17 protein-coding genes, 1 rRNA gene and 1 riboswitch are annotated in these 18528 nt (G+C 47.1%); of the genes, 1 reads left to right on the top strand and 17 read right to left on the bottom strand.

The window, feature by feature from the left end; translation table 11 throughout:
- From GT1_RS19555 to GT1_RS19485, 15 genes are all read right to left on the bottom strand, one after another.
- Nucleotides 1-347 (bottom strand): 16S ribosomal RNA (locus GT1_RS19555); the annotation flags it as partial.
- 436 nt (nucleotides 348-783) lie between these two features.
- Entirely contained in the window at nucleotides 784-2514 is a 1731-nt protein-coding gene (locus GT1_RS19550; protein WP_075753315.1) for a methyl-accepting chemotaxis protein, read from the bottom strand.
- Between the two features lie 129 nt (nucleotides 2515-2643).
- On the bottom strand, nucleotides 2644-3702 hold the full coding sequence (locus GT1_RS19545) for a SpoIIE family protein phosphatase (RefSeq protein ID WP_188400121.1): 1059 nt from the start codon (nucleotides 3700-3702) through the stop codon (nucleotides 2644-2646).
- Between the two features lie 20 nt (nucleotides 3703-3722).
- Nucleotides 3723-4025 carry an STAS domain-containing protein gene (locus tag GT1_RS19540; protein WP_075753311.1) on the bottom strand — a complete coding sequence of 101 codons (303 nt, stop codon included), beginning with the start codon at nucleotides 4023-4025 and terminating at the stop codon, nucleotides 3723-3725.
- The gene (locus GT1_RS19535) at nucleotides 3997-4401 is read right to left on the bottom strand and encodes an ATP-binding protein (RefSeq protein ID WP_075753309.1); all 405 of its coding nucleotides are present in this window, start codon (nucleotides 4399-4401) and stop codon (nucleotides 3997-3999) included. The genes GT1_RS19540 and GT1_RS19535 overlap by 29 nt, the downstream gene beginning before the upstream one ends.
- A 336-nt stretch (nucleotides 4402-4737) precedes the next feature.
- Nucleotides 4738-5754, bottom strand: a complete 1017-nt coding sequence (locus tag GT1_RS19530) for a TIM barrel protein (RefSeq protein ID WP_223226386.1) — start codon at nucleotides 5752-5754, stop codon at nucleotides 4738-4740.
- The gene (cobO, locus tag GT1_RS19525) at nucleotides 5744-6277 is read right to left on the bottom strand and encodes a cob(I)yrinic acid a,c-diamide adenosyltransferase (RefSeq protein WP_188400120.1); all 534 of its coding nucleotides are present in this window, start codon (nucleotides 6275-6277) and stop codon (nucleotides 5744-5746) included. The genes GT1_RS19530 and cobO (GT1_RS19525) overlap by 11 nt, the downstream gene beginning before the upstream one ends.
- Before the next feature lie 21 nt (nucleotides 6278-6298).
- Complete coding sequence (locus GT1_RS19520) at nucleotides 6299-7552, bottom strand: ABC transporter ATP-binding protein (RefSeq protein ID WP_075753303.1); 1254 nt, start codon at nucleotides 7550-7552, stop codon at nucleotides 6299-6301.
- Nucleotides 7549-8592, bottom strand: coding sequence for an iron ABC transporter permease (locus GT1_RS19515; protein WP_075753301.1), 1044 nt, complete (start codon nucleotides 8590-8592; stop codon nucleotides 7549-7551). The genes GT1_RS19520 and GT1_RS19515 overlap by 4 nt, the downstream gene beginning before the upstream one ends.
- Before the next feature lie 76 nt (nucleotides 8593-8668).
- Nucleotides 8669-9835: an adenosylcobinamide amidohydrolase gene (locus GT1_RS19510; RefSeq protein WP_223226385.1), complete on the bottom strand. Its 1167-nt coding sequence runs from the start codon at nucleotides 9833-9835 to the stop codon at nucleotides 8669-8671.
- A gap of 84 nt (nucleotides 9836-9919) precedes the next feature.
- Complete coding sequence (locus GT1_RS19505; RefSeq protein ID WP_188400119.1) at nucleotides 9920-11293, bottom strand: MATE family efflux transporter; 1374 nt, start codon at nucleotides 11291-11293, stop codon at nucleotides 9920-9922.
- Between the two features lie 87 nt (nucleotides 11294-11380).
- The gene (locus tag GT1_RS19500; protein ID WP_188400118.1) at nucleotides 11381-13354 is read right to left on the bottom strand and encodes a TonB-dependent siderophore receptor; all 1974 of its coding nucleotides are present in this window, start codon (nucleotides 13352-13354) and stop codon (nucleotides 11381-11383) included.
- 90 nt (nucleotides 13355-13444) lie between these two features.
- Nucleotides 13445-13855, bottom strand: a complete 411-nt coding sequence (locus GT1_RS19495; protein WP_075753295.1) for a biopolymer transporter ExbD — start codon at nucleotides 13853-13855, stop codon at nucleotides 13445-13447.
- The gene (locus tag GT1_RS19490; protein ID WP_188400117.1) at nucleotides 13842-14477 is read right to left on the bottom strand and encodes a MotA/TolQ/ExbB proton channel family protein; all 636 of its coding nucleotides are present in this window, start codon (nucleotides 14475-14477) and stop codon (nucleotides 13842-13844) included. The genes GT1_RS19495 and GT1_RS19490 overlap by 14 nt, the downstream gene beginning before the upstream one ends.
- Before the next feature lie 34 nt (nucleotides 14478-14511).
- A complete protein-coding gene (locus GT1_RS19485) occupies nucleotides 14512-15507 on the bottom strand; it encodes an ABC transporter substrate-binding protein (protein WP_188400116.1) in 996 nt (331 codons plus the stop codon).
- A 233-nt stretch (nucleotides 15508-15740) separates the two neighbouring features.
- Nucleotides 15741-15922: riboswitch (cobalamin riboswitch) on the bottom strand.
- 134 nt (nucleotides 15923-16056) lie between these two features.
- Between GT1_RS19485 and GT1_RS19480 the strand changes: the two genes are divergently transcribed.
- Complete coding sequence (locus GT1_RS19480) at nucleotides 16057-17739, top strand: ABC transporter ATP-binding protein/permease (protein WP_223226388.1); 1683 nt, start codon at nucleotides 16057-16059, stop codon at nucleotides 17737-17739.
- A 23-nt stretch (nucleotides 17740-17762) separates the two neighbouring features.
- Here GT1_RS19480 and cobO (GT1_RS19475) read toward each other — a convergent pair whose 3' ends face one another.
- On the bottom strand, nucleotides 17763-18323 hold the full coding sequence (gene cobO / locus GT1_RS19475) for a cob(I)yrinic acid a,c-diamide adenosyltransferase (RefSeq protein WP_188400114.1): 561 nt from the start codon (nucleotides 18321-18323) through the stop codon (nucleotides 17763-17765).
- Nucleotides 18316-18513, bottom strand: coding sequence for a hypothetical protein (locus GT1_RS19470; RefSeq protein WP_188400113.1), 198 nt, complete (start codon nucleotides 18511-18513; stop codon nucleotides 18316-18318). Before GT1_RS19470 ends, cobO (GT1_RS19475) begins: the two co-directional genes overlap by 8 nt.
- Nucleotides 18514-18528: the final 15 nt, after the last annotated feature.

Here is an 18528-nt window from a genome sequence, read left to right as displayed (position 1 = left end):
GAGTCTGGGCCGTGTCTCAGTCCCAGTGTGGCCGTTCATCCTCTCAGACCGGCTACTGATCGTCGCCTTGGTGAGCCTTTACCTCACCAACTAGCTAATCAGACGCAGACCCATCTCTAAACGATAGCATTGCTAAGAGGCCATCTTTCTTAACTCAGCCATGCAGCCAAGTTACCACATTCGGTATTAGCACCACTTTCGCGGTGTTGTCCCCAGTTTAGAGGCAGGTTGTCTACGCGTTACTCACCCGTTCGCCACTAAGAGTTATTGCTAACTCTCCGTTCGACTTGCATGTGTTAGGCACGCCGCCAGCGTTCGTCCTGAGCCAGGATCAAACTCTCCATAAAAGTTTATTTATGGAGCCTTTTGTGGCTCATAAAGTTTTGAAATTGATGTTAGATGTAAAACATCTAACTAAGCAATTACAGCAAAATCACAGATTCCGTGTGCCTGCTTATATTTAAAGTGCTCATTGAGCACCGCACATCTGGCTTTTTATGATGCATTACTTACATTGTTCAGTTTTCAGGGAACCGCTGTCGTTCGCTGACGACTTTTATATATTAACACATTACTTTTCACCATGTCAATATATCTTTTATTGGTAATTTTTGTCGGCCGGAACATGTTCTTATCATATTTTGACTTATGTTCACAAGCAACTTTTTATATAGTATCCTAAAGGCGCGTTTCTGTCAATACATATTAATGTAATTACCTAGCCCTAGTCCAGTAAAACACTGGAGGACAGTGTCTTTATAAGACTGTCCTCCAGGTGTTTATTTACACTAAGAATTTCTGCACCGATCCCTGCAATTCAGTAGCCATAGCACTGCTTTCTTCTGCTGCAGCTGCTACAGTTTGCATCGCAGAGGATTGTTCCTCTACCGAGGCCGACACTTCCAGGGTATGTGCTGCGGCGGTCTCGATAACTGTTGATAGTTTATTGATCAATTGCACAATCTGGTCTGAGTTGGCCACCTGTTCGGAGGTAATTGCTCCAATTTCCCCGGTTTCTGCCGCCATGAGTTTGACGGCTTGGAGAATATTATCCAAAGCCGCTCCTGCCTCATTAACAGTGGCGACCCCTGTTTCCACTTCTATTACATTTTGGCTCATGGCATCGACTGCCAGTTGGGTTTTTTCTGTTACTTTCTGAACCAGAGCGGTAATTTCCATTGCCCCCTGATTAGACTGCTCGGCCAATTTCCGAACTTCTTCTGCCACCACGGCAAACCCCCGTCCGTGCTCTCCTGCCCGGGCAGCTTCAATGGCAGCGTTAAGCGCCAGAAGATTGGTCTGTTTGGCAATATTCGTAATGGTATCAATGATATGGGAAATTTGCTGGGAGTACTCGCTTAATTCACCGATAATCATGCTGGACTTCTTGGTCTGCTCAGTGATATTATCCATCTTACTAACCGATTCCGTCACTTTAACCCGGCCATTTTCGGCCACATGAAGGGCTTCACTCGAATTATTGGAAGCATCGTTGGCTTTCTTTTTCGCTATCTGAATAAGGCTGGACAATTCAATCAATGCTTGTGACGCGTCCAGCATAGAGGTATTGCCACGATCGGTCTCTTCGGTCAAATGCTGCATATTCCGGGAGATTTCCTCACTGGTCGCCGTAACTTCTTCGGTGGATGCGGCTATTTGCTCAGATGTTGTGGCTAGTTGATCGGAAGCAGTACGGATATTAGTAATCATTCTGACAAAATTATTATGCATCACCTTCAATGAATCAGCCAGTTCCCCTATTTCGTCAGTTGTTTTGATTTCAGGAATATTACGCAGGTTCCCCTCCGCATATTGTTTGGCAATAGTCGTCAGGGCCAGCATCGGCTTACGGACCATATTGGTTAACACAATGGCAATAGCCATGCCAAGCACTAGCACGATAAGGCTAACTACAAGCGAAACCTGATTGATCCGGTCAACACGCACTTGACTGTCATCAATCAAGGTTTTGGCAACACTTGCGTTATTAACAGCAATGCTGTCGGCCCGGTCGGATATTGATTTGGCCAGCGGCGCAACACGCTTGGCAATGTCAGTCATCCTACGCTCGTATTCCTGCCCCTGCACAAAGTTTCCCGCCGCCTTAGCAGCATGGTAAAGTTTAACCACCGGCAGATATTCGTTGATAACAATATCCCGGTACTGTGTCGTTTCCTCAATCAAAATCTGACACTCTTGCCGTTTTTCCGGCCTGGCCAGTGCCAATAACTCATCTTCTGATTTCAATAGGTTATCGAAACTGCTGATCGTCTGTCCCAAGTAACCGGCATCACCATAAGCAGCATAGGCACGAAGAGTTGCCACAGCGTCTTTATAGTTAATGGCAATAGTATCAGCCAGAGCCATCCGTTCATTGGCCGCACTGATTTGAGTGACATCGGTCTTCATGTTTTGCAAATTGACAAAAGAATTGATTGTCATAACAACCATCAACAACAAAATAACGCCAAAACTGACCGCAAATTTTAATCCCAATTTCATTTTTATATTCAAAATATCCACTCTCCACAAAGCTTCTATATCACTTTTCCAATGGCTAACCAACTGTACAACCCCTGAGCGGGATAAGGGCAGTATCGGCTTCCACCATCGCCCCAAGGCTCGGCGCAAGTTATGTTTTCTTTATCGAATTAATATACCAATGGCGGAAGCATCATCAGCAATCGCTTGACTAACCGCCAGGTTTTTGCACAATTCATGCATACTCCGAAAAGTGTGTGAATGTGCCAGAGGTTGTTGTATCATTTCAAACAAACCGTCAGTCATAAAGAAAAAACTGTCGCCTGACTGAAAGGATAAAATGCTCTGGTCGTAAGTTTCATCCTGATTAATACCCAGAAACAGGCCCGGACTCTTTATGACCGCAGGTTCTTCACCACCCAGACAGAAAAATTGATTAATTCCGGCTGAGGAATATGACAATATTTTACGTGTAAAATCAAATTCAAATAGCAGCGCAGCCGCAAAGCCACCACTGCTAAAGAAAGGTATAACCTCATTATTGATCCAGGCCAGCTTACCGTTTATCGGAACGCGTTTTTCTACAGCCTGCCGGAAAAGATACCGTAGAATGCCGCTCTGACCGGTTGCTACCAGTCCATGCCCCATAACATCCACAATAAATCCATACAAGACCCGGTTCTCATCATCATATTTGACATCATACAGGTCACCGCTCAAACCTTGTAATGGCTGATAAATGGTACACATATGGAACAATACCGTCTCTAAATCTCCCGGCAGCAAACGCCGTTGAATTTTTCCGGTTATTGCCACCTCTTCACGTATTTTAGCATCAATAGTTACATTTCTGATCAAAGCAGCAACTACATTCCTGCCATGCATCATTAAGTGGCGGGCGCTTATCTCCACTTTAAAGATGGTTCCGTTTTTCCTCACGTGATTTGCCGTAAAAACAAAGCCTTTCCTGGACTGGTTAATCACCATAGCCATTTGGTCTTTAGTGGTTTCAGCAGCATCATGACTGAGGACTGTAATCGACAAGGCCTTCATTTCGCTTTTGTCATACTGGTACAGTTCCAATGCCTTTTGATTCATAAACAGAATATCCCCATCCTGTGCATCAAGCAACAGCACGGCATCGTTGAGCATGTCCAACAAATCAAACCGCTGGCAATATTCACACATATCCTGGCTGAGCAGTGTTTGCGCCACACTCATGGTTCCATCTCCCTATCGGTTTACTGCATGTCAAATACCTTGTCCAGGCGAGTCAATTCAAATAACTCCTTAACAAAGCCGGTTGTGCCGCTAATAACCAGGCTGCCGTTGCATTGCCGTGTCCGCTTATGGATGGAAACCAGGACACCAAGTCCCGAACTGTCAATATAGTCAACCTTATCCATTTTTATCAGAAAATGTTTTTCGCCGCTTTCTACGTGTTTAATGAGCTTTTCTCTTAGGATTTCAGCCCCTTCGACATACATGCTGCCCGACAAATCGACGATCACTTGGTTATTGATAATACTGGTACTGATGCGCATTTGCTAAGCGCCCCCTTCTGACAGCTTTTTCTTTACCCCGGGCCGGCGAAAGCGTTACGTTCTTGATCAAAACTATTTCACTTGGTTGTACGGTAAAATAGTACCGGTCGACACAAACTCCGATAATGGCAAGACCACGCCCACTTTCACGCAAATCATTTTCTTCGGTTTCCTGCTGCTTTACCGGCTTAAAGCCTCTGCCTTCATCCCGAATAATGACTTTGATTTCATTTGGCGAACTTGTTATTGTCAGATATACCTTTTTGGTTTTATCCTGCTTGTTTCCATGCAAGATAGCATTATTCACAGCCTCGTTAACCGCAACAAACAGCGGCTCAACCCCATTATCCAGCAGTTGTCCCAATTTTTGCCGCACAGACTCACGTAATCTCGAGAATTCCTCCATTGTCGAAAAACAATACATAATTCTCACCTCGCGCACTACATTTCCGCTGTCAGGATAAAGAAGCCAATGTTACCTTTATCCTGTGCTTAAGAAAGTTATGCTGTTTGTTAGAGAAAAAAATGGACACGAAACAACAAAAATTCTCCCGAAGCTCCCTGTCACCGTACTACTGTAAATATATTACTCTAACCGCAAATATTGCCGAGACTCTCATATCCTGACAATATTAGTATAACTTTGTCAATTGTCGATTGTCAATCGACAATCGACAATGACTGTCACATTGTTGGATATCTAGAAAAATAATCATATTCCATTATGCATTAGGCCAAGCGCCTGCAACTGCTGACTAAGTTTTCCTTCCCAGTCGGTTAACGATCGGTACATAAATTCATGCACCACGAATTCAGGCTGAACATAATTGATGATATTCTTGACCGCAGGCGTAGTAAAAGGACGGTGTTCATCAATTTTTAATACATGATGCATAACCTCTTCCATATTATACGCTGCCTTGAGCTTGCCGGTATTGCTTTGACTATAGCGAATATATTTTCCTGCCAAGGATTTATGTAAATGTATACCTCTGATATAGCGGGCATAACTTCCCAGGTTATCCAGCGTAGTCAGGACATACTCCACCCCTTCAGCCTCGGTTCTTAAATCTGGGTTGGTGTTCATAAGATGACCGGTATCAAGCATTATGCCGACATTACGGTGGGTGACACTATCCAGCAGCATGGCTGTCAGTTCTTTATCCCTAAGCGTTAATCCCGGCCACCATAAATTTTCAAATAACAGGGCGGTATCTGCCGGAATATCCGGTGCCAACGCATTGACCACTTCAATCGTGGCTTCTATTACTTCACGGCAGGCAGCATGAAACTGCCAGCTAAACAACTCGGCAACTCTGGCATTGCTGACATGAAACACCAGGTACTTGACCCCTGCCGCCGTAGCAGTCCGGATATTATCGCGATAGATATCCAGCCATGCTTCGCGGGTTGTCCCCCCATAGCAGGCGGCAATTTCCTCCTCACTGGCAAACTCCCGGCACAGCGCCTGTTGATCGCCGCGCCAAAAGTCCAGCCACCAGGGCCAGAAGCGCAAATGGCAGCCTTGCAGCCATTTGCGCTGGTGGAGTTCGGTATCCCAGGGAGCGCAGAACATCATTTCCAAACCGTCCAGCTTATATTGTGTCAAAAAAGCCTGCAGATACTCAGGGCTGTTGCCAATGAGCGCATTGTCGGTATGATAGTTCGATAAATTCACAAGTTGCAGCATGCCAAGCTCCTCACTTAAGTTTTCCCGATCAAAATTCAATACCCTTTTGCGCCTTTATGCCCTGTTTAAGGGGGTGCTTAATTTCTCTCATTTCTGTTACTAAATCAGCTTTATCAATAATTTCCTGCCGGGCACCACGTCCGGTAAGGACAAGGTGTAAAGAGCCCGTTTTTTTTGCTAATACATCCAGCACTTCGTCTGCCGAAATCAGCCCATAGCCGATGGCATAATTAATTTCATCCAGAATAATCATGTCCCACTTTCCTGACATGATTTCCTGTCTGGCATCTTCCAATGCCGCTTGGGCCGCTTTCTTATGGTCCTCCTTTTCATCGTCACTGCTATTTCCCACAAAGCCCTCGCCCAACTGTCGGATAACAAAATCTGCCCCCATTCTTTCAGCAGCTGTTAATTCGCCATACTTCCAATTCCCTTTGATGAATTGCAGCACAAGTACCCGCAGACCTTGTCCCCAGGCCCGCATGCCCAGCCCCAGGGCTGCCGTTGTTTTGCCTTTGCCATTTCCGGTATTCACAATAATTAATCCTTGGGATTCTGCCAAGCCAACAACACTCCTCTCTCCTTACAATCTGTCTTTAATGATCTGTTCGGTAAACTGGCTGGAACTCAAAACCGTCACCTGCGGCAGACTGAGTAACTTACGATAAAGTTCGCTTGCTTTGCCGCCGGTAAAATCACGGTCTTCGATGACGGTATCTTCAATGACAATAAGTTTCTTAGCGTCAAACGCCACCTCAAGATTAGCCAGATTTTGCTGGCTGTAGTACAGGTTGCATAATACCGTAATGTCTGCTGTCAGGATTTTCTCCCGATTTTCCCTTGCCTGTTCTTCACTAACCGGACAAAAAGGTTGGCCGATGACAGCCTTAATGCCAAATGCCGCAGCAACCTCTGCATCGGTGTCACCTTGTTGAAAAACACCGCCACTCATAGTATATGCCCGTTCATGCAATAGGCGCATGATATGTCCGGCCGAACCCCCGCCACCGACAATATGAACTGCCGGACGGCCGCCCAAAGTACCGGCAGCCTCATAGGTATGAATATCCAGGTTACCTGTTACTTTATTGATAAAAACAGCCGAATGCAAGCCATATGCCTGTTCCAAATTCGCTGCAGTAATAACATCTTCGGGCGCTCCATCGGCAATGACTGAACCCCGGGCAAGCAAAACCAGCCGGGAACAAAATTTGGCAGCTAATTTGATATCATGAGCAATAATCAGCACGGTTTTTCCTGCTTGGCACACACTCTGGCAGTAGCGAAAAATTTCTTCCTGATACAAAAGATCCAGGCTGGCTGTCGGCTCATCGAGAAAAATCAGCGGTGTCTCCTGCGCCAGTACTTTTGCCAGCAATACGCGCTGACGTTCCCCGCCGGACATCTGCTGCACCGATTTTTCCGCTAACGCCTCAACCCCGGTAAATTCCATATACTTCCTGGCAATTTCGTAATCCTCAGCCTGCTCGTTCTGCCACCATTTCAGATGAGGATAGCGTCCGGCCATTACCACCTCCAGCGCGGTAAAGCCGAAGCCAAGATTTACTTCCTGCTGCATATAAGCAATCATGCGCGCCAACTGTTTGTCGCCCATCGTGCGTACAGGCTGGCCGAAAACCCGGACAGCCCCGGAAGTAATGGCTCCCATGCCGCGCAAGCCCCTGAGCAGCGTGCTTTTGCCTGCGCCATTAGGACCAATAATGCCGACAAATTCGCCTGGTTTAATGGTTAGAGAAATATCCTGTAAAATGACTTTATCACCGATAGTTACACCCACATTAACGGCAGCTAATGCTATCTGAGTGGCCGCATTCATGACAGCCCTCCTCCTTTCTGCGCTTTACGCAGCAGATACAAAAAGTAGGGCGCCCCCAGCAGCGCCGTCATAATACCAACCCGAACCTCAGACGGTGGAATCAACAGCCGCCCCGCCGTATCACAGGCCACCAGAAACAAGCCCCCGGCCACTGCACAGGCAGGCAGCAAGGTGCGATGTTCCGGCCCCAGTAACAGGCGCATAATATGCGGCACGATTAAACCCACAAAGCCGATTGTGCCGCTGACACATACCGCAGTGGCAGTTGTCACCGCCGATACAGTGAGCAGCACCATCCGGAGAAACGCAACCGGAACACCTACCGAACGCGCTTCCTGTTCACCTAAAGTCAGAATGTTAAGATGTCTGGCCAATAAAAACAAAATGAGAATACCGGCAATAACCGGACCGGCGGCCAGATACACATGCTCCCAACGACGGTAATCCAGCCCTCCCACAATCCAGAATAAAAATTCCCGCAACCGGTATTCATTGATAAAAGTTAATATTCCGGAAGTCATAGCTCCCAGCAGCATACTCACGGCAACACCGGCTAACAGCAGCACCATCACCGGGATTTTGCCGTTCCGCATAGCTAATGCAACTGTCAACCCCACTGCCAGCAGCGCACCGGTCAGAGCAAAAAACGGCATATAAAAGATTCCGTTAGCCGTCACCCCCAAAGCAATGGCAATAACAGCCCCTAACGCCGCCCCGCTTGATACCCCGATAATTCCCGGGTCGGCCAGCGAATTGCCAAATACGCCTTGCATAACAGCGCCTGACACCGCCAGTGCCGCTCCTACCAGCAGCCCGACCAAAGTACGCGGCATCCGGATATGCCAGATAACAGAGGTATGCTCCTGTGTAACCTCAATCCCCTCTGTGCCGGGCAGGTGCAATTGCTGGCCAATAACCGACAGTGTGGCATCAAGCGGCACCGCTACCTGCCCCCAGGCTAGCGAAACCATAATTACCACCACCAGCAGCACACCCATCCCGCTGAAAAAAATGGCTTTATTTTTAACCCTACCAGTCATAGTATCCAGTCCTTCTTGTCTTCTGTTACTTGTCCTTGCTGTAATTTCACAAGTCTATTCCTGTATTCCGCGGGGATTAAGATTCCACCTGCAGCCTGTCAGCTAAAATCTTTACTACCAGAGAAGACCAGGCATAAATAGCAGGTGTCACTTCGGCTGAATGCATGACCGGCGGCGAAACATGATATTTGCCTGCCGTCAATGCCAGGAGTTCATTTCCTGCCTGAGTTAGTTCATCACCGCTTACTAGTTCCCACTGAAATTGATCCAGTAAGTGGACATACAACGACGCACCGGTTACCAGGGGCGATTCTTTGTCCAGTTGCCGCAGTGACGTTAAAAACCGCTCTTTGTCAATCATGCCAATATCCTGTACATATTGTTGATACAATGTTTCCTCGATAACACCGTAGCGATTCATGCGCCGCAGCACACTATGCTGTTTTTGCGGCGATAAACCTGTCTGCTTTAGCAGCGCTTCCTTGACCGTTTGTTTGACGGTACGGCCGATCAATTCGCCTAGTTTGGAATGCTTGCCCGCATCTTCCAGATAGAGTGAAGAACTTGGATTGGCAATGATCATCGTCTGATCTGTCCCTGAACCGGTTGCCAGCCCGCTGGAAAACTTGCTGCCGGCCATCAGCTCCTGCAAAGCGGCAGTTTTGGCTTCGGTGCAGGTCACCAATGCCCTGGCCATTATCGCCGGCGGAATATCGGCATCAATCACCAGTATAATGTTAATAGTCCCCGGCTTATACAAAGCTCTCTTTTTCCCTGTCAGAAAATAATCTGCCTGATCACCGGCCCGTCCGCCATTTCCCTCCACACCGCCGGTGGCAATGGCTGTCACCGTAAGCGACTGGTAGCTTGCCGACTTTATGACGGTGTTTTCCATGGATGCCGCTGTTCCCATACCGGTTACCCGTTTGGGATTAAGCTGCAAGTTTTTCGCCACATGCTTCAAATAATCCAGGTAATTATCAGCCGTTACGCCAACAGCCTGTTTCATATCATGGTTAAATACGGCAGAGAGATTATCCTGGTAGCCGCCATTGAACTTGGAGGTACTTAGCACCGCCTTAGGGCTGTTAAAGGCAACTATCACACTGGTATCCTGCCGGTAAACAGTATCACCGGTAGATAGTATGTACAAATCGCTCCGCTCATTCGCCATACACTGAACTGTACTGTAGTAGAAAATAACAGACAGTAGCAACACTAGGCGCAAAGACAGTTTTTTCATGGTTTCAGATTTCGCCTGCCAATACAATGTATTTCCACCTCTCCTCTATAAAGCTGCGCCTGGTGCCGCACCACCAAGCAAACGTTAGGTTTGCTCAATGACTTTGATACTTTTCCATTTCCCATTTACAAACCGGGTGGCCATCAACAACAGCATTGTAGCGCTATAGACAACCAAAAGCAGCCATAACCAGCTCAAAGGCAAGGGATACCAGACACAAAACACATAGGGCATAATCACATAAAAGAATAAAGGGACCACCGTATAAACCAGCATCATAAAACGCGTATCCCCTGTAGATTTTAATACGCTGCCTACCATTAAATGAATGGTATCAAACACCAGCCACAACGAGGTAAGCTGTAACAAGGGAGTAGCTATAGAAACTAAGTGATGCTGATCCGCATTGGTATCTGAATGAAAAATAGAAATCAGCTGCTCCGGAAAGAAATTGCATGAAATTAGGATTAGAACATTAAAACTAAGCCCCAAGACCAACCCTTTTTTAAAAATCTCCGGGATATTGCCTAGCCTGCCAGCCCCTTTCTCCTGACCTGCAAGAATGCCCACCGCCGTTGTCATACCAATTACCGGTAAAATAAAAACGGCTTCCATGGCAAAAGCGGCATTCACCGCAGCCAGATTCATTGCACCCATTGAGCCAATTATCAGGAGAAAGATACTAAAGTATCCCATTTCCGCAAAAGACTGAATCCCGGCAAATAAGCCAAAGCGCAGCAGGCTGCAGAGCAAAGGCTTGTTTGGCCGGTAATGCTGCCAAGGCTGATATTGGCGCATTACAGCTTTATGTAAAAACAGCACATAACAAAACAGGCCTACCAAGCAACTGATAATAGCTGCCAACCCTGACCCCATCATTCCCAATTCCGGTAGACCGAACTTACCAAACACGAGCCCCCCGGCCAAAATGACATTGATTATATTCATGAGCACGGCTACCTGCATAGTCGTTTTCGTATCACCAATGCCGCAATAAAAACCAAAAAATGCGGTAGAGAACATTTGAATGCATTCAGCTATAATAATAAGATAAAAATATTCTCTTTCATATGCTAACAGACTTCCGGTATGCCCCATCAATTGAAATACAGAAGCAACTATAGGCGAAATACTCAACGGAAGCAAAGCAAAAACAATGCTCAAATAGATACCCTGCCACATAGACGCAGCACATTGAGGATAGCGTCCCGCACCATAGTATTGCGCAGACAAAGTGGAAACATAGCCGACAATTCCCGTAAAAATGCTGGCAAGGCCAATAGCCGTAAAACTAGCTGGCAGCATGGCGGCAAATTGGGTGAGATCATACCAGGATACATACAGCCGATCAACAAACACCAAAACATTAAAGGAAAGCATGGAAAGAACAACCGGATATGTAATTTTTATAATCTGCCGAAAAGAAGTGTTACTTTCCTCTGAATATACCTTGTCCATGCTACCTTCTCCTCATCACTGGCAAGAAAATCAGATCGAAAGCATTGTAAATTTAGTTGACTGCACTTGCTCTTGTAGCATTATATTTTAGAAAGAATATTTGACTCCCATTACGAAATGGCGGGAGGTCATAGGAAAATCGCCAATCCTGTTATATTCACCTTTGCTGGAATTGATTTCATATGCCTTATCACCCAAATTATAAACATTAAAGTATACTGTGGCATCAGGCGTCATCTTGTAATTGGCAGCCAGGTTCCACACCCAGTAATTACTGTCAACAAAATACTCCCGGTCAAGACCGCTCGCACTCTGCCCATTGACATTCACATCCCATTTAGCATCCGTATAGCCTGCTTTTACCCGATAGCCGTTAGGCTGACTGTTTTTGGGATCGACAAGGTAGCCGGCATTTTTTCTATTTTCTTTGATGTTCACATAAGAATAGCCCAGTTCCGTATAGTAGCGTTCCGATAACTTGTGCTTAAGGTTAAGTTCAATGCCGCGTTTTTTTTGTTTGGCGATATTGCGCACCCATGAGTCCTTGCCCTCCTTATCCCATTTGATGGCATCGGTTAGTTCACTGGTAAAATAATTGACCGTTACGGTTGTGTCGTCACTTAGCCTTTTATTCACTCCGGCACTGATTACATGTCCTGTTTCGGGTTTAAGATTAGGATCTCCATAGGATGAACCATGGTCTGGATCGTACATATTGTAGTAAAGATCATCCAAGGTAGGAGCTTTAAATACTTTATTATAGGACAAGTAGATATCGGTAGTTGCATCGGCACCATAGTTGACATTTACTTTAGGTGTTGTTTGTCCGCCAAATTTGCTGTGATGGTCATAGCGGATACCCGGTGTTACCGTCCATTTGTCGGTTACAGTAAAAATATCTTGCAGGTAAACTGCTGTATTAGTTACCGATTTATTTTTATAATTCTCCCCGCTGTAATATACATTATCTAAGACTTCTCCCTTTTCCCAATCGACACCGGCAATTAGTTTATGCTTGTCACCCAGTTGCCAGCCAGTCTGGTAGGCAAGCCCCTGCACCCTGCTTTTATAGGTACCATAAAAATCCTGCTTGGCATAGTTAGTATATATCCGGGCAAAACCCGGCACAGCTTGCTGTTTATTGAAGTCATGGGTCAGCGCCCAGTTGTTTGCTAAACTTGTTAAGCGATTAAGTGACCCCTCGCTCGGATATTCAACCGCAAACGGCTGCCCGCCTTCATCATTCCAATGTTCAAAATTAAAGGTCAGAGAACGGTTGTCATCAATGGTTTTGTCCAACCGCATCGTAAATCCTTCTCCCTCATACCGGGAATTAGGCCAGCGATAGCTGTCCCCTTTACTGCTGCCTGGCGTTAACGCAGGATTGAGCACATTGTATTCCGCATAATCCTGTTCTTTTTTATTGGCAGTAATATACCAGCTAAACCCATTTTCACTGCCCTGAGTACTCAACCCGTAATTGCGTATACCCCAGGAGCCGGCGGAAAAGTCTACCGTGGTCTTAGCCTCGGTGCCTTTACGGGTAATAATATTAATCACCCCGCCGACAGCGTCGGAACCGTATAAAGCAGACGCGCCGCCTTTAACAATCTCAATACGTTCGATATTATCCAGCGAAACAATCGAGTTGAGATCAATGCTGGCCCGGCCGCCGTTTACTGTACCCTGCGGCCGGCTGAGCCTGCGCCCGTCAATCATCACCAGCACCCGGTCATCGCCGTTTAGATAAACAGTCTGACCGGCACCGGCAAAGCCTTTGGTAGTAACAGCAACGCCGTTAACATCTCTTAACACATCCCCCAAATTGGCATAAGGTCCATTTTCAATCTGTTCCTGGGAAACAACTGTGACATTGGCTGCCGTTTTCGCCGCCTCTGTCGGTACCCGGTTAGCGGTAATCACCATTGCATCAAGTGAAAATGTTTCCTGGTTGTCTGTCTCTTCTGCCAGCACAGCAGCCGGCATCTGCAATAACAATGCACTGGTTACCATCGCACACAGCCAGCTCTTGCTTGTACCGGTGCCTCTTTTTCTTCTCATCCTTCTTCTCTCCTTCATATTACACTTTTAATTTAAACACATGGTAATTTGGCCGTAATAAACCGCCAGCCGCCTACCTGCCACCAATCATTACTTCTCCTTCCTTTCAGTAGCAATAGCCACCCGGTGCGCCCCGGCCAGCTTTAATTCATCAAGAACGGCTACCACCTTGCCATATTCGGCTGTTTTATCCGAACGCAGGATAAAAACCAGGTCACCCTGCTTAGCCATCTCCAGCTTCACCCGCTTTTGCAGCAGTTCCAGCGGTATCTCTTCCTGCTCAAACATAATCCGGCCTTCTTTGGTAACGGCAATAGCCACACTGTGCGGCTTGTCACTCTGGGCTGAAGCGGCTTGCGGCAAGTTAACAGGTATTGTCTGCTGGTCAACCATATAGAGCGTGCTCATGATAAAAAATACCAGTAAAAAGAAAATGATATCAATCATGGGAATAATCATCAGCTTAGGCTGACGCTCTGAACGCAAATTACGCAATTTCATGACGCTTCTCCTGTTTGATATGCCCCATCACCAGCAGGCAGGTCTGCTCAATAGTCGTAATCAGGTGATCTAACCGGTGATTAAAATAACTGTACACAATCATAGCCAGGGTAGCCACACACAAGCCGGAAGCCGTGGCAATGAGCGCTTCCCCGACACCGCCGGTAATGGCCTGAGGCTGACCGGCTTTGATATTCATGACACTAAAGGAATCAATCATACCGATAACTGTGCCTAAGAGACCAAGCAGCGGCGCAATAGTTACAATGGTGTCCAAATGGTTTAAATATGCCCGGAGGCCGGCAACAGCTAAAGAAGCTTCTCCCTCCAGCACGCTTTCGATATTCGCGCAGCCCCGCTGCACATGGGCAATCCCTTTGGCGGCAACCATAGCGGCAATACCCTGGGTCTGCCGGCATAATTCATGAGCTGCCGCCCAGTCATCCCGCTCCAGTAAAGCGGTAAGGCGTCCGGTAAACTCGTGCATATCGGTGTCCATTTTTCTATAATACATGAACCGCTCCACCCCAATGGCGGCCACCAGTACGGAACAGGCCAGAATCAGATACATGACCGGGCCGCCCTGATGAAATATCTGAAAGCACTTGGCAATAAAACTCATTCTTCTCCCTCCGTTTGTATCATTATCAATAACCTTAAAAAAGCTGAGGATAGGCAGCCCGGGCCACAGCCTGCACACCGTAAACAATGTACTGTGAGGTGGAAGTCAGGTGTCTGTCAGGCACAACAATCATTTTTTTGTTGTGAATGGCCTTCACAATCTGCAAAGCCGGATCATTTTGCACATCCTCAGCAAACTTCTGAATATCTGTTTTGCCGGTATAATCCCAGACCGGCAGCAGAATGATATCCGGATTAATCCGGACAAGCTGTTCTTTGGACAATAGGTCATCATTGTTTAAACCGGCGGCTGCCACACCTTCAATTGCCCCTGCCTGGCGGCAAATATCTTCAAAAGTACTCCCTTTACCGCCACTATCTCCCATCAGGGAAAACCGGATAACTACCGGGCGCTTATCGGCTGGAATCGTGCTGGTTTTTTCGTTAATTTGCGCCAACTGCGTTTCCATTTCAGCCACCAGACGTTCACCGGCCTGTTCTTCACCGACAACCCGGGCAAGCGCGATAATAGATTGCTTAACCTCGTCAACGTTGGCGGCGGTTTTATAAACATAGACGGGAATGCCTGTCTCCCTGAGCGTTTGGCTCAGCACCGGCGGCAGCCAATCCGGCATAAGCACAAGATCCGGCTGAAGCGCAATAATGCTTTCGGCATGAACACGTATTCTCTTGGGAACAACTTTGGCCTGTTCCACAACATTGGAAACACCGGCGTCATCCACAAGATGCGTCAGGGCCGCAATACGCTCCGGGTTTACCAGTGCCAAAAGAATTTCGTCGGTACTGACGGAAAGCGGCACAATTTTTTGCGGTTTTTGCGGAAGCTGCAGTACATAGCCGGTACTATCCACTATCTCATAGCCGCCGGAACCGGCTATATTTCCATTGCCGCCTTGCGGCGAACCGGTATTATTTTTTCCCGTACAACCACCTGTAAAGAAGAACAGCACTACTAAAGCCACGAGCATACTCAGGCGACATGACGGTTTAGCCAGGGTTGCCAACATCATCGTTTCATCTCCTATAGGTTGTCTCTTAAGTAAACATTATGCAGCAGCATTGCGGCCAAACAGAGCAAAAACAGCTGCAAACAGAAAAACTCCCGACCGTATAAAAAGCCGGGAGTAACAAACAGTAGGTTACTGGTTAGAATAAAAAACTTCTGGTGATAAAACCAGAAGTGAATTCAGCTACGCCGCAAAACGCCTACTGTAATCCCCTCCCCAAACCCTCGTGGGTAACAAACGGTGATTGTCAGACAGGCAGTTCTCCTGACTCCGGATCATAGCTTGCTTAAACCTTCCCAGAAAATCATCCCAGTGGCATATCTTAAGCTTACTCCCCGTTACAGTGGCGGGACCGCGCCGGCTTTTCACCGGTCTTCCCTATTAAGCCCAGTTGGGCACCTACCTCAAATATTCTGTTTATTGTTTCCAGTATATACTTCAGTCCAAATAGTGTCAAGTTGTTCTTATTTTGTATATCTCTGCTCAAGACCGCATATACATGCCATATCTGACTTCCATCTTCACGCGAGAGGAGCAGGTCACTTGGTAAGAATGGCACTGTCCTATTGGTTGTCGAAGGCTGCTCCCAAAGCCTGGCTATTAACCCTGCTTCTCATCCTTTGCACCGGTTTGCTGGTACTGCTCCATATGCAGCTCAATAATTGGCAGGTAGGCTTCTACAATCACCTGCAGCAGCATAACTTTGCCGGTTTTTATCATGCTTTAGTTCAATTTGCTCTGATTTGTTCCATTCTTGTCGCAACCTCAGGCTGGCAGACACATGTCAAAATGCTGCTGCAGCTGCGGTGGCGCCAGTGGTTAACGAATAAATATATCACGCTGTGGCTGCACAAGCAGAACTATTTTCATATGAGATTTCTTGTTAAGGCTATCGATAATCCGGACCAGCGTATCGGCGAGGACATTCAGTTGTTTGTTACCCATTCGCTGGATTTGGCCGTGGGGCTGCTGCGTCATTTAATAACTCTTATCGTATTCTCAGTTGTCCTTTGGCGGTTATCAGGGGAAATCCAGGTCTCCTTATTGACAGCAGAAGTCATAATTCCCGGTTACCTGGTCTGGTCCGCCCTCCTGTATTCCGCTCTCGGCACCTGGGTAACCATAAAGATAGGCCGCCCTCTCATGCTGCAAAATAACCTCCAGCAAAGCAATGAAGCCAACTTCCGCTACAGCTTAATCAGGCTGAAGGAATATGCCGAAGGTATTGTATTATGCAAGGGAGATACCTGGGAGAAACACAATCTGTTAAAATGGTTTTCAAGTATTGTAATTACCCAGCTTGCAATAATTAAAACAACCAGGGACATTACCTGGATATCCGCAGCCTATACACAGTTGTCTACCGTATTTGCCTTTTTGATCGCGTCTCCCAAATATTTCAATGACGAGCTACAGCTTGGGCAATTATTCGAAATATCGGGGGCTTATTGGTATGTTCATTCCGCGCTCGCCTATATCATTGAAAGCTTTGGGAAAATCGCTCAATGGCAGGCTGTAACTAACCGGCTGCGGGAGTTTTGCACCCAGCTCCGGCTCCTCCAGTCACAGCACCTGGCATCAAACACTTCCTTTTACAATCCGGATACACTCATAACCAAAGAACTTTCCGTATTTTCTCCTGCCGGCCATATCCTGGTGAACAAGCTTACCTTAGCGCTCCCCGGTGGTGACAGCCTGCTGATTACCGGTCCTTCGGGCTGTGGCAAAACCACATTATTACAGACATTAGCCGGAGTCTGGCCCTATTTCTCCGGGCAAATGTCCTGCCCGCCGGATGGCAGTGTCCTGTTTCTGCCGCAAAAACCTTATATCCCGCTTGGCTCACTGCGCGCGGCGGTACTATACCCGTACAAACACGTCAGCGTAACCGACAATAAGGTGGAAGAGGCACTGCATATATGCAAATTAGCCGCACTGCTCCCACGCCTGGATATCGAAACAGACTGGTCAAAAAACCTTTCACCGGGTGAACTCCAACGGCTTTCCCTGGCCCGGGCCATCTTGCACCGGCCAAAGTGGATCTTCCTCGATGAGACAACCGCTTGTATTGACGCTGCCATGGAAGCAGAAATATACCAGATACTTAAAGAGAAGCTGCCTGATGCCGCAGTAATCAGTATTGGCCACCGGGATACGCTAACGTCATACCACCGCAGGATATTAAAATTAAACGGCACCGGCGGCTGGAGCTATTCTGAACAGCCGCAGCAGTAGAAAGTCAGCAGCCCGGCAGCCGGTTAAAATTCAATACCCTTTTGCGCCCTGATTCCCTGTTTATACGGGTGCTTAATTTCTCCCATTTCGGTTACTAAATCGGCTTTATCAATGATTTCCTTACGCGCACTGCGGCCGGTAAGCACCAGGTGCAGATAGTCCGGCTTTGCAGCTATCAATTCCAGTACTTCATCTACCGGAAGCAGCCCATAGCCAAGAGCGTAGTTAATCTCATCCAGGATAATCATCCCCCACGCTCCGGACATGATTTCCTGTCTGGCATCCTCCAGGGCTTCTTTGGATGCCTGCATATGATCAGTTCTTTCATCATCGGTACTATTTCTTACAAACCCTTCTCCCATTTGGCGGATAACAAAATCCGCGCCCATTCGTTCGGCAGCCTGCAATTCGCCATAGGTCCAATTGCCTTTGATAAATTGTAATACAAGCACCCGGAGCCCCTGGCCCCAGGCCCGCATACCCAGCCCCAAAGCCGCTGTTGTTTTTCCTTTGCCGTTTCCGGTATTTACAATAACTAAGCCTTTAGTGTCTGCCATACTGACAATACTCCTTTTTCTATGCATAAACATTCATTCTCCGTTGCCAAAAATCAATCATCTGCCTGGCTTTAAAACACCCGCTTGCGTATCTTGCCGCATCCGGTTGCTTGAAAACAATAAAATAAAGAACGGCTTTGTCCTCGCCGGCCCTATCCTCCTGCTCAGAGGGATGTGCATGATCATACGGCCAATTTTCAGGAATATATTGTAACATATCTTTTCCCCTCCT

Origin of the sequence: Sporomusa sp. GT1, assembly GCF_014634905.1 — a bacterium.
In the GTDB taxonomy this organism is placed as follows: domain Bacteria; phylum Bacillota; class Negativicutes; order Sporomusales; family Sporomusaceae; genus Sporomusa; species Sporomusa sphaeroides.
The sequence above is the reverse complement of the archived record's forward strand: the minus strand, read 5'-3'. Positions and strand labels throughout refer to the sequence as shown.

Excerpts from the sequence above, each read along its gene's own strand:
- cobO (WP_188400114.1), bottom strand. The coding sequence starts at position 18,323 with ATGCATAGAAAAAGGAGTATTGTCAGTATGGCAGACACTAAAGGCTTA.
- GT1_RS19480 (WP_223226388.1), top strand. The coding sequence starts at position 16,057 with ATGGCACTGTCCTATTGGTTGTCGAAGGCTGCTCCCAAAGCCTGGCTA.
- GT1_RS19485 (WP_188400116.1), bottom strand. The coding sequence starts at position 15,507 with ATGATGTTGGCAACCCTGGCTAAACCGTCATGTCGCCTGAGTATGCTC.
- GT1_RS19500 (WP_188400118.1), bottom strand. The coding sequence starts at position 13,354 with ATGAGAAGAAAAAGAGGCACCGGTACAAGCAAGAGCTGGCTGTGTGCG.
- GT1_RS19470 (WP_188400113.1), bottom strand. The coding sequence starts at position 18,513 with ATGTTACAATATATTCCTGAAAATTGGCCGTATGATCATGCACATCCC.
- GT1_RS19510 (WP_223226385.1), bottom strand. The coding sequence starts at position 9,835 with ATGAAAAAACTGTCTTTGCGCCTAGTGTTGCTACTGTCTGTTATTTTC.
- GT1_RS19505 (WP_188400119.1), bottom strand. The coding sequence starts at position 11,293 with ATGGACAAGGTATATTCAGAGGAAAGTAACACTTCTTTTCGGCAGATT.
- GT1_RS19520 (WP_075753303.1), bottom strand. The coding sequence starts at position 7,552 with ATGAATGCGGCCACTCAGATAGCATTAGCTGCCGTTAATGTGGGTGTA.
- GT1_RS19490 (WP_188400117.1), bottom strand. The coding sequence starts at position 14,477 with ATGAGTTTTATTGCCAAGTGCTTTCAGATATTTCATCAGGGCGGCCCG.
- GT1_RS19515 (WP_075753301.1), bottom strand. The coding sequence starts at position 8,592 with ATGACTGGTAGGGTTAAAAATAAAGCCATTTTTTTCAGCGGGATGGGT.
- GT1_RS19495 (WP_075753295.1), bottom strand. The coding sequence starts at position 13,855 with ATGAAATTGCGTAATTTGCGTTCAGAGCGTCAGCCTAAGCTGATGATT.
- GT1_RS19545 (WP_188400121.1), bottom strand. The coding sequence starts at position 3,702 with ATGAGTGTGGCGCAAACACTGCTCAGCCAGGATATGTGTGAATATTGC.
- GT1_RS19540 (WP_075753311.1), bottom strand. The coding sequence starts at position 4,025 with ATGCGCATCAGTACCAGTATTATCAATAACCAAGTGATCGTCGATTTG.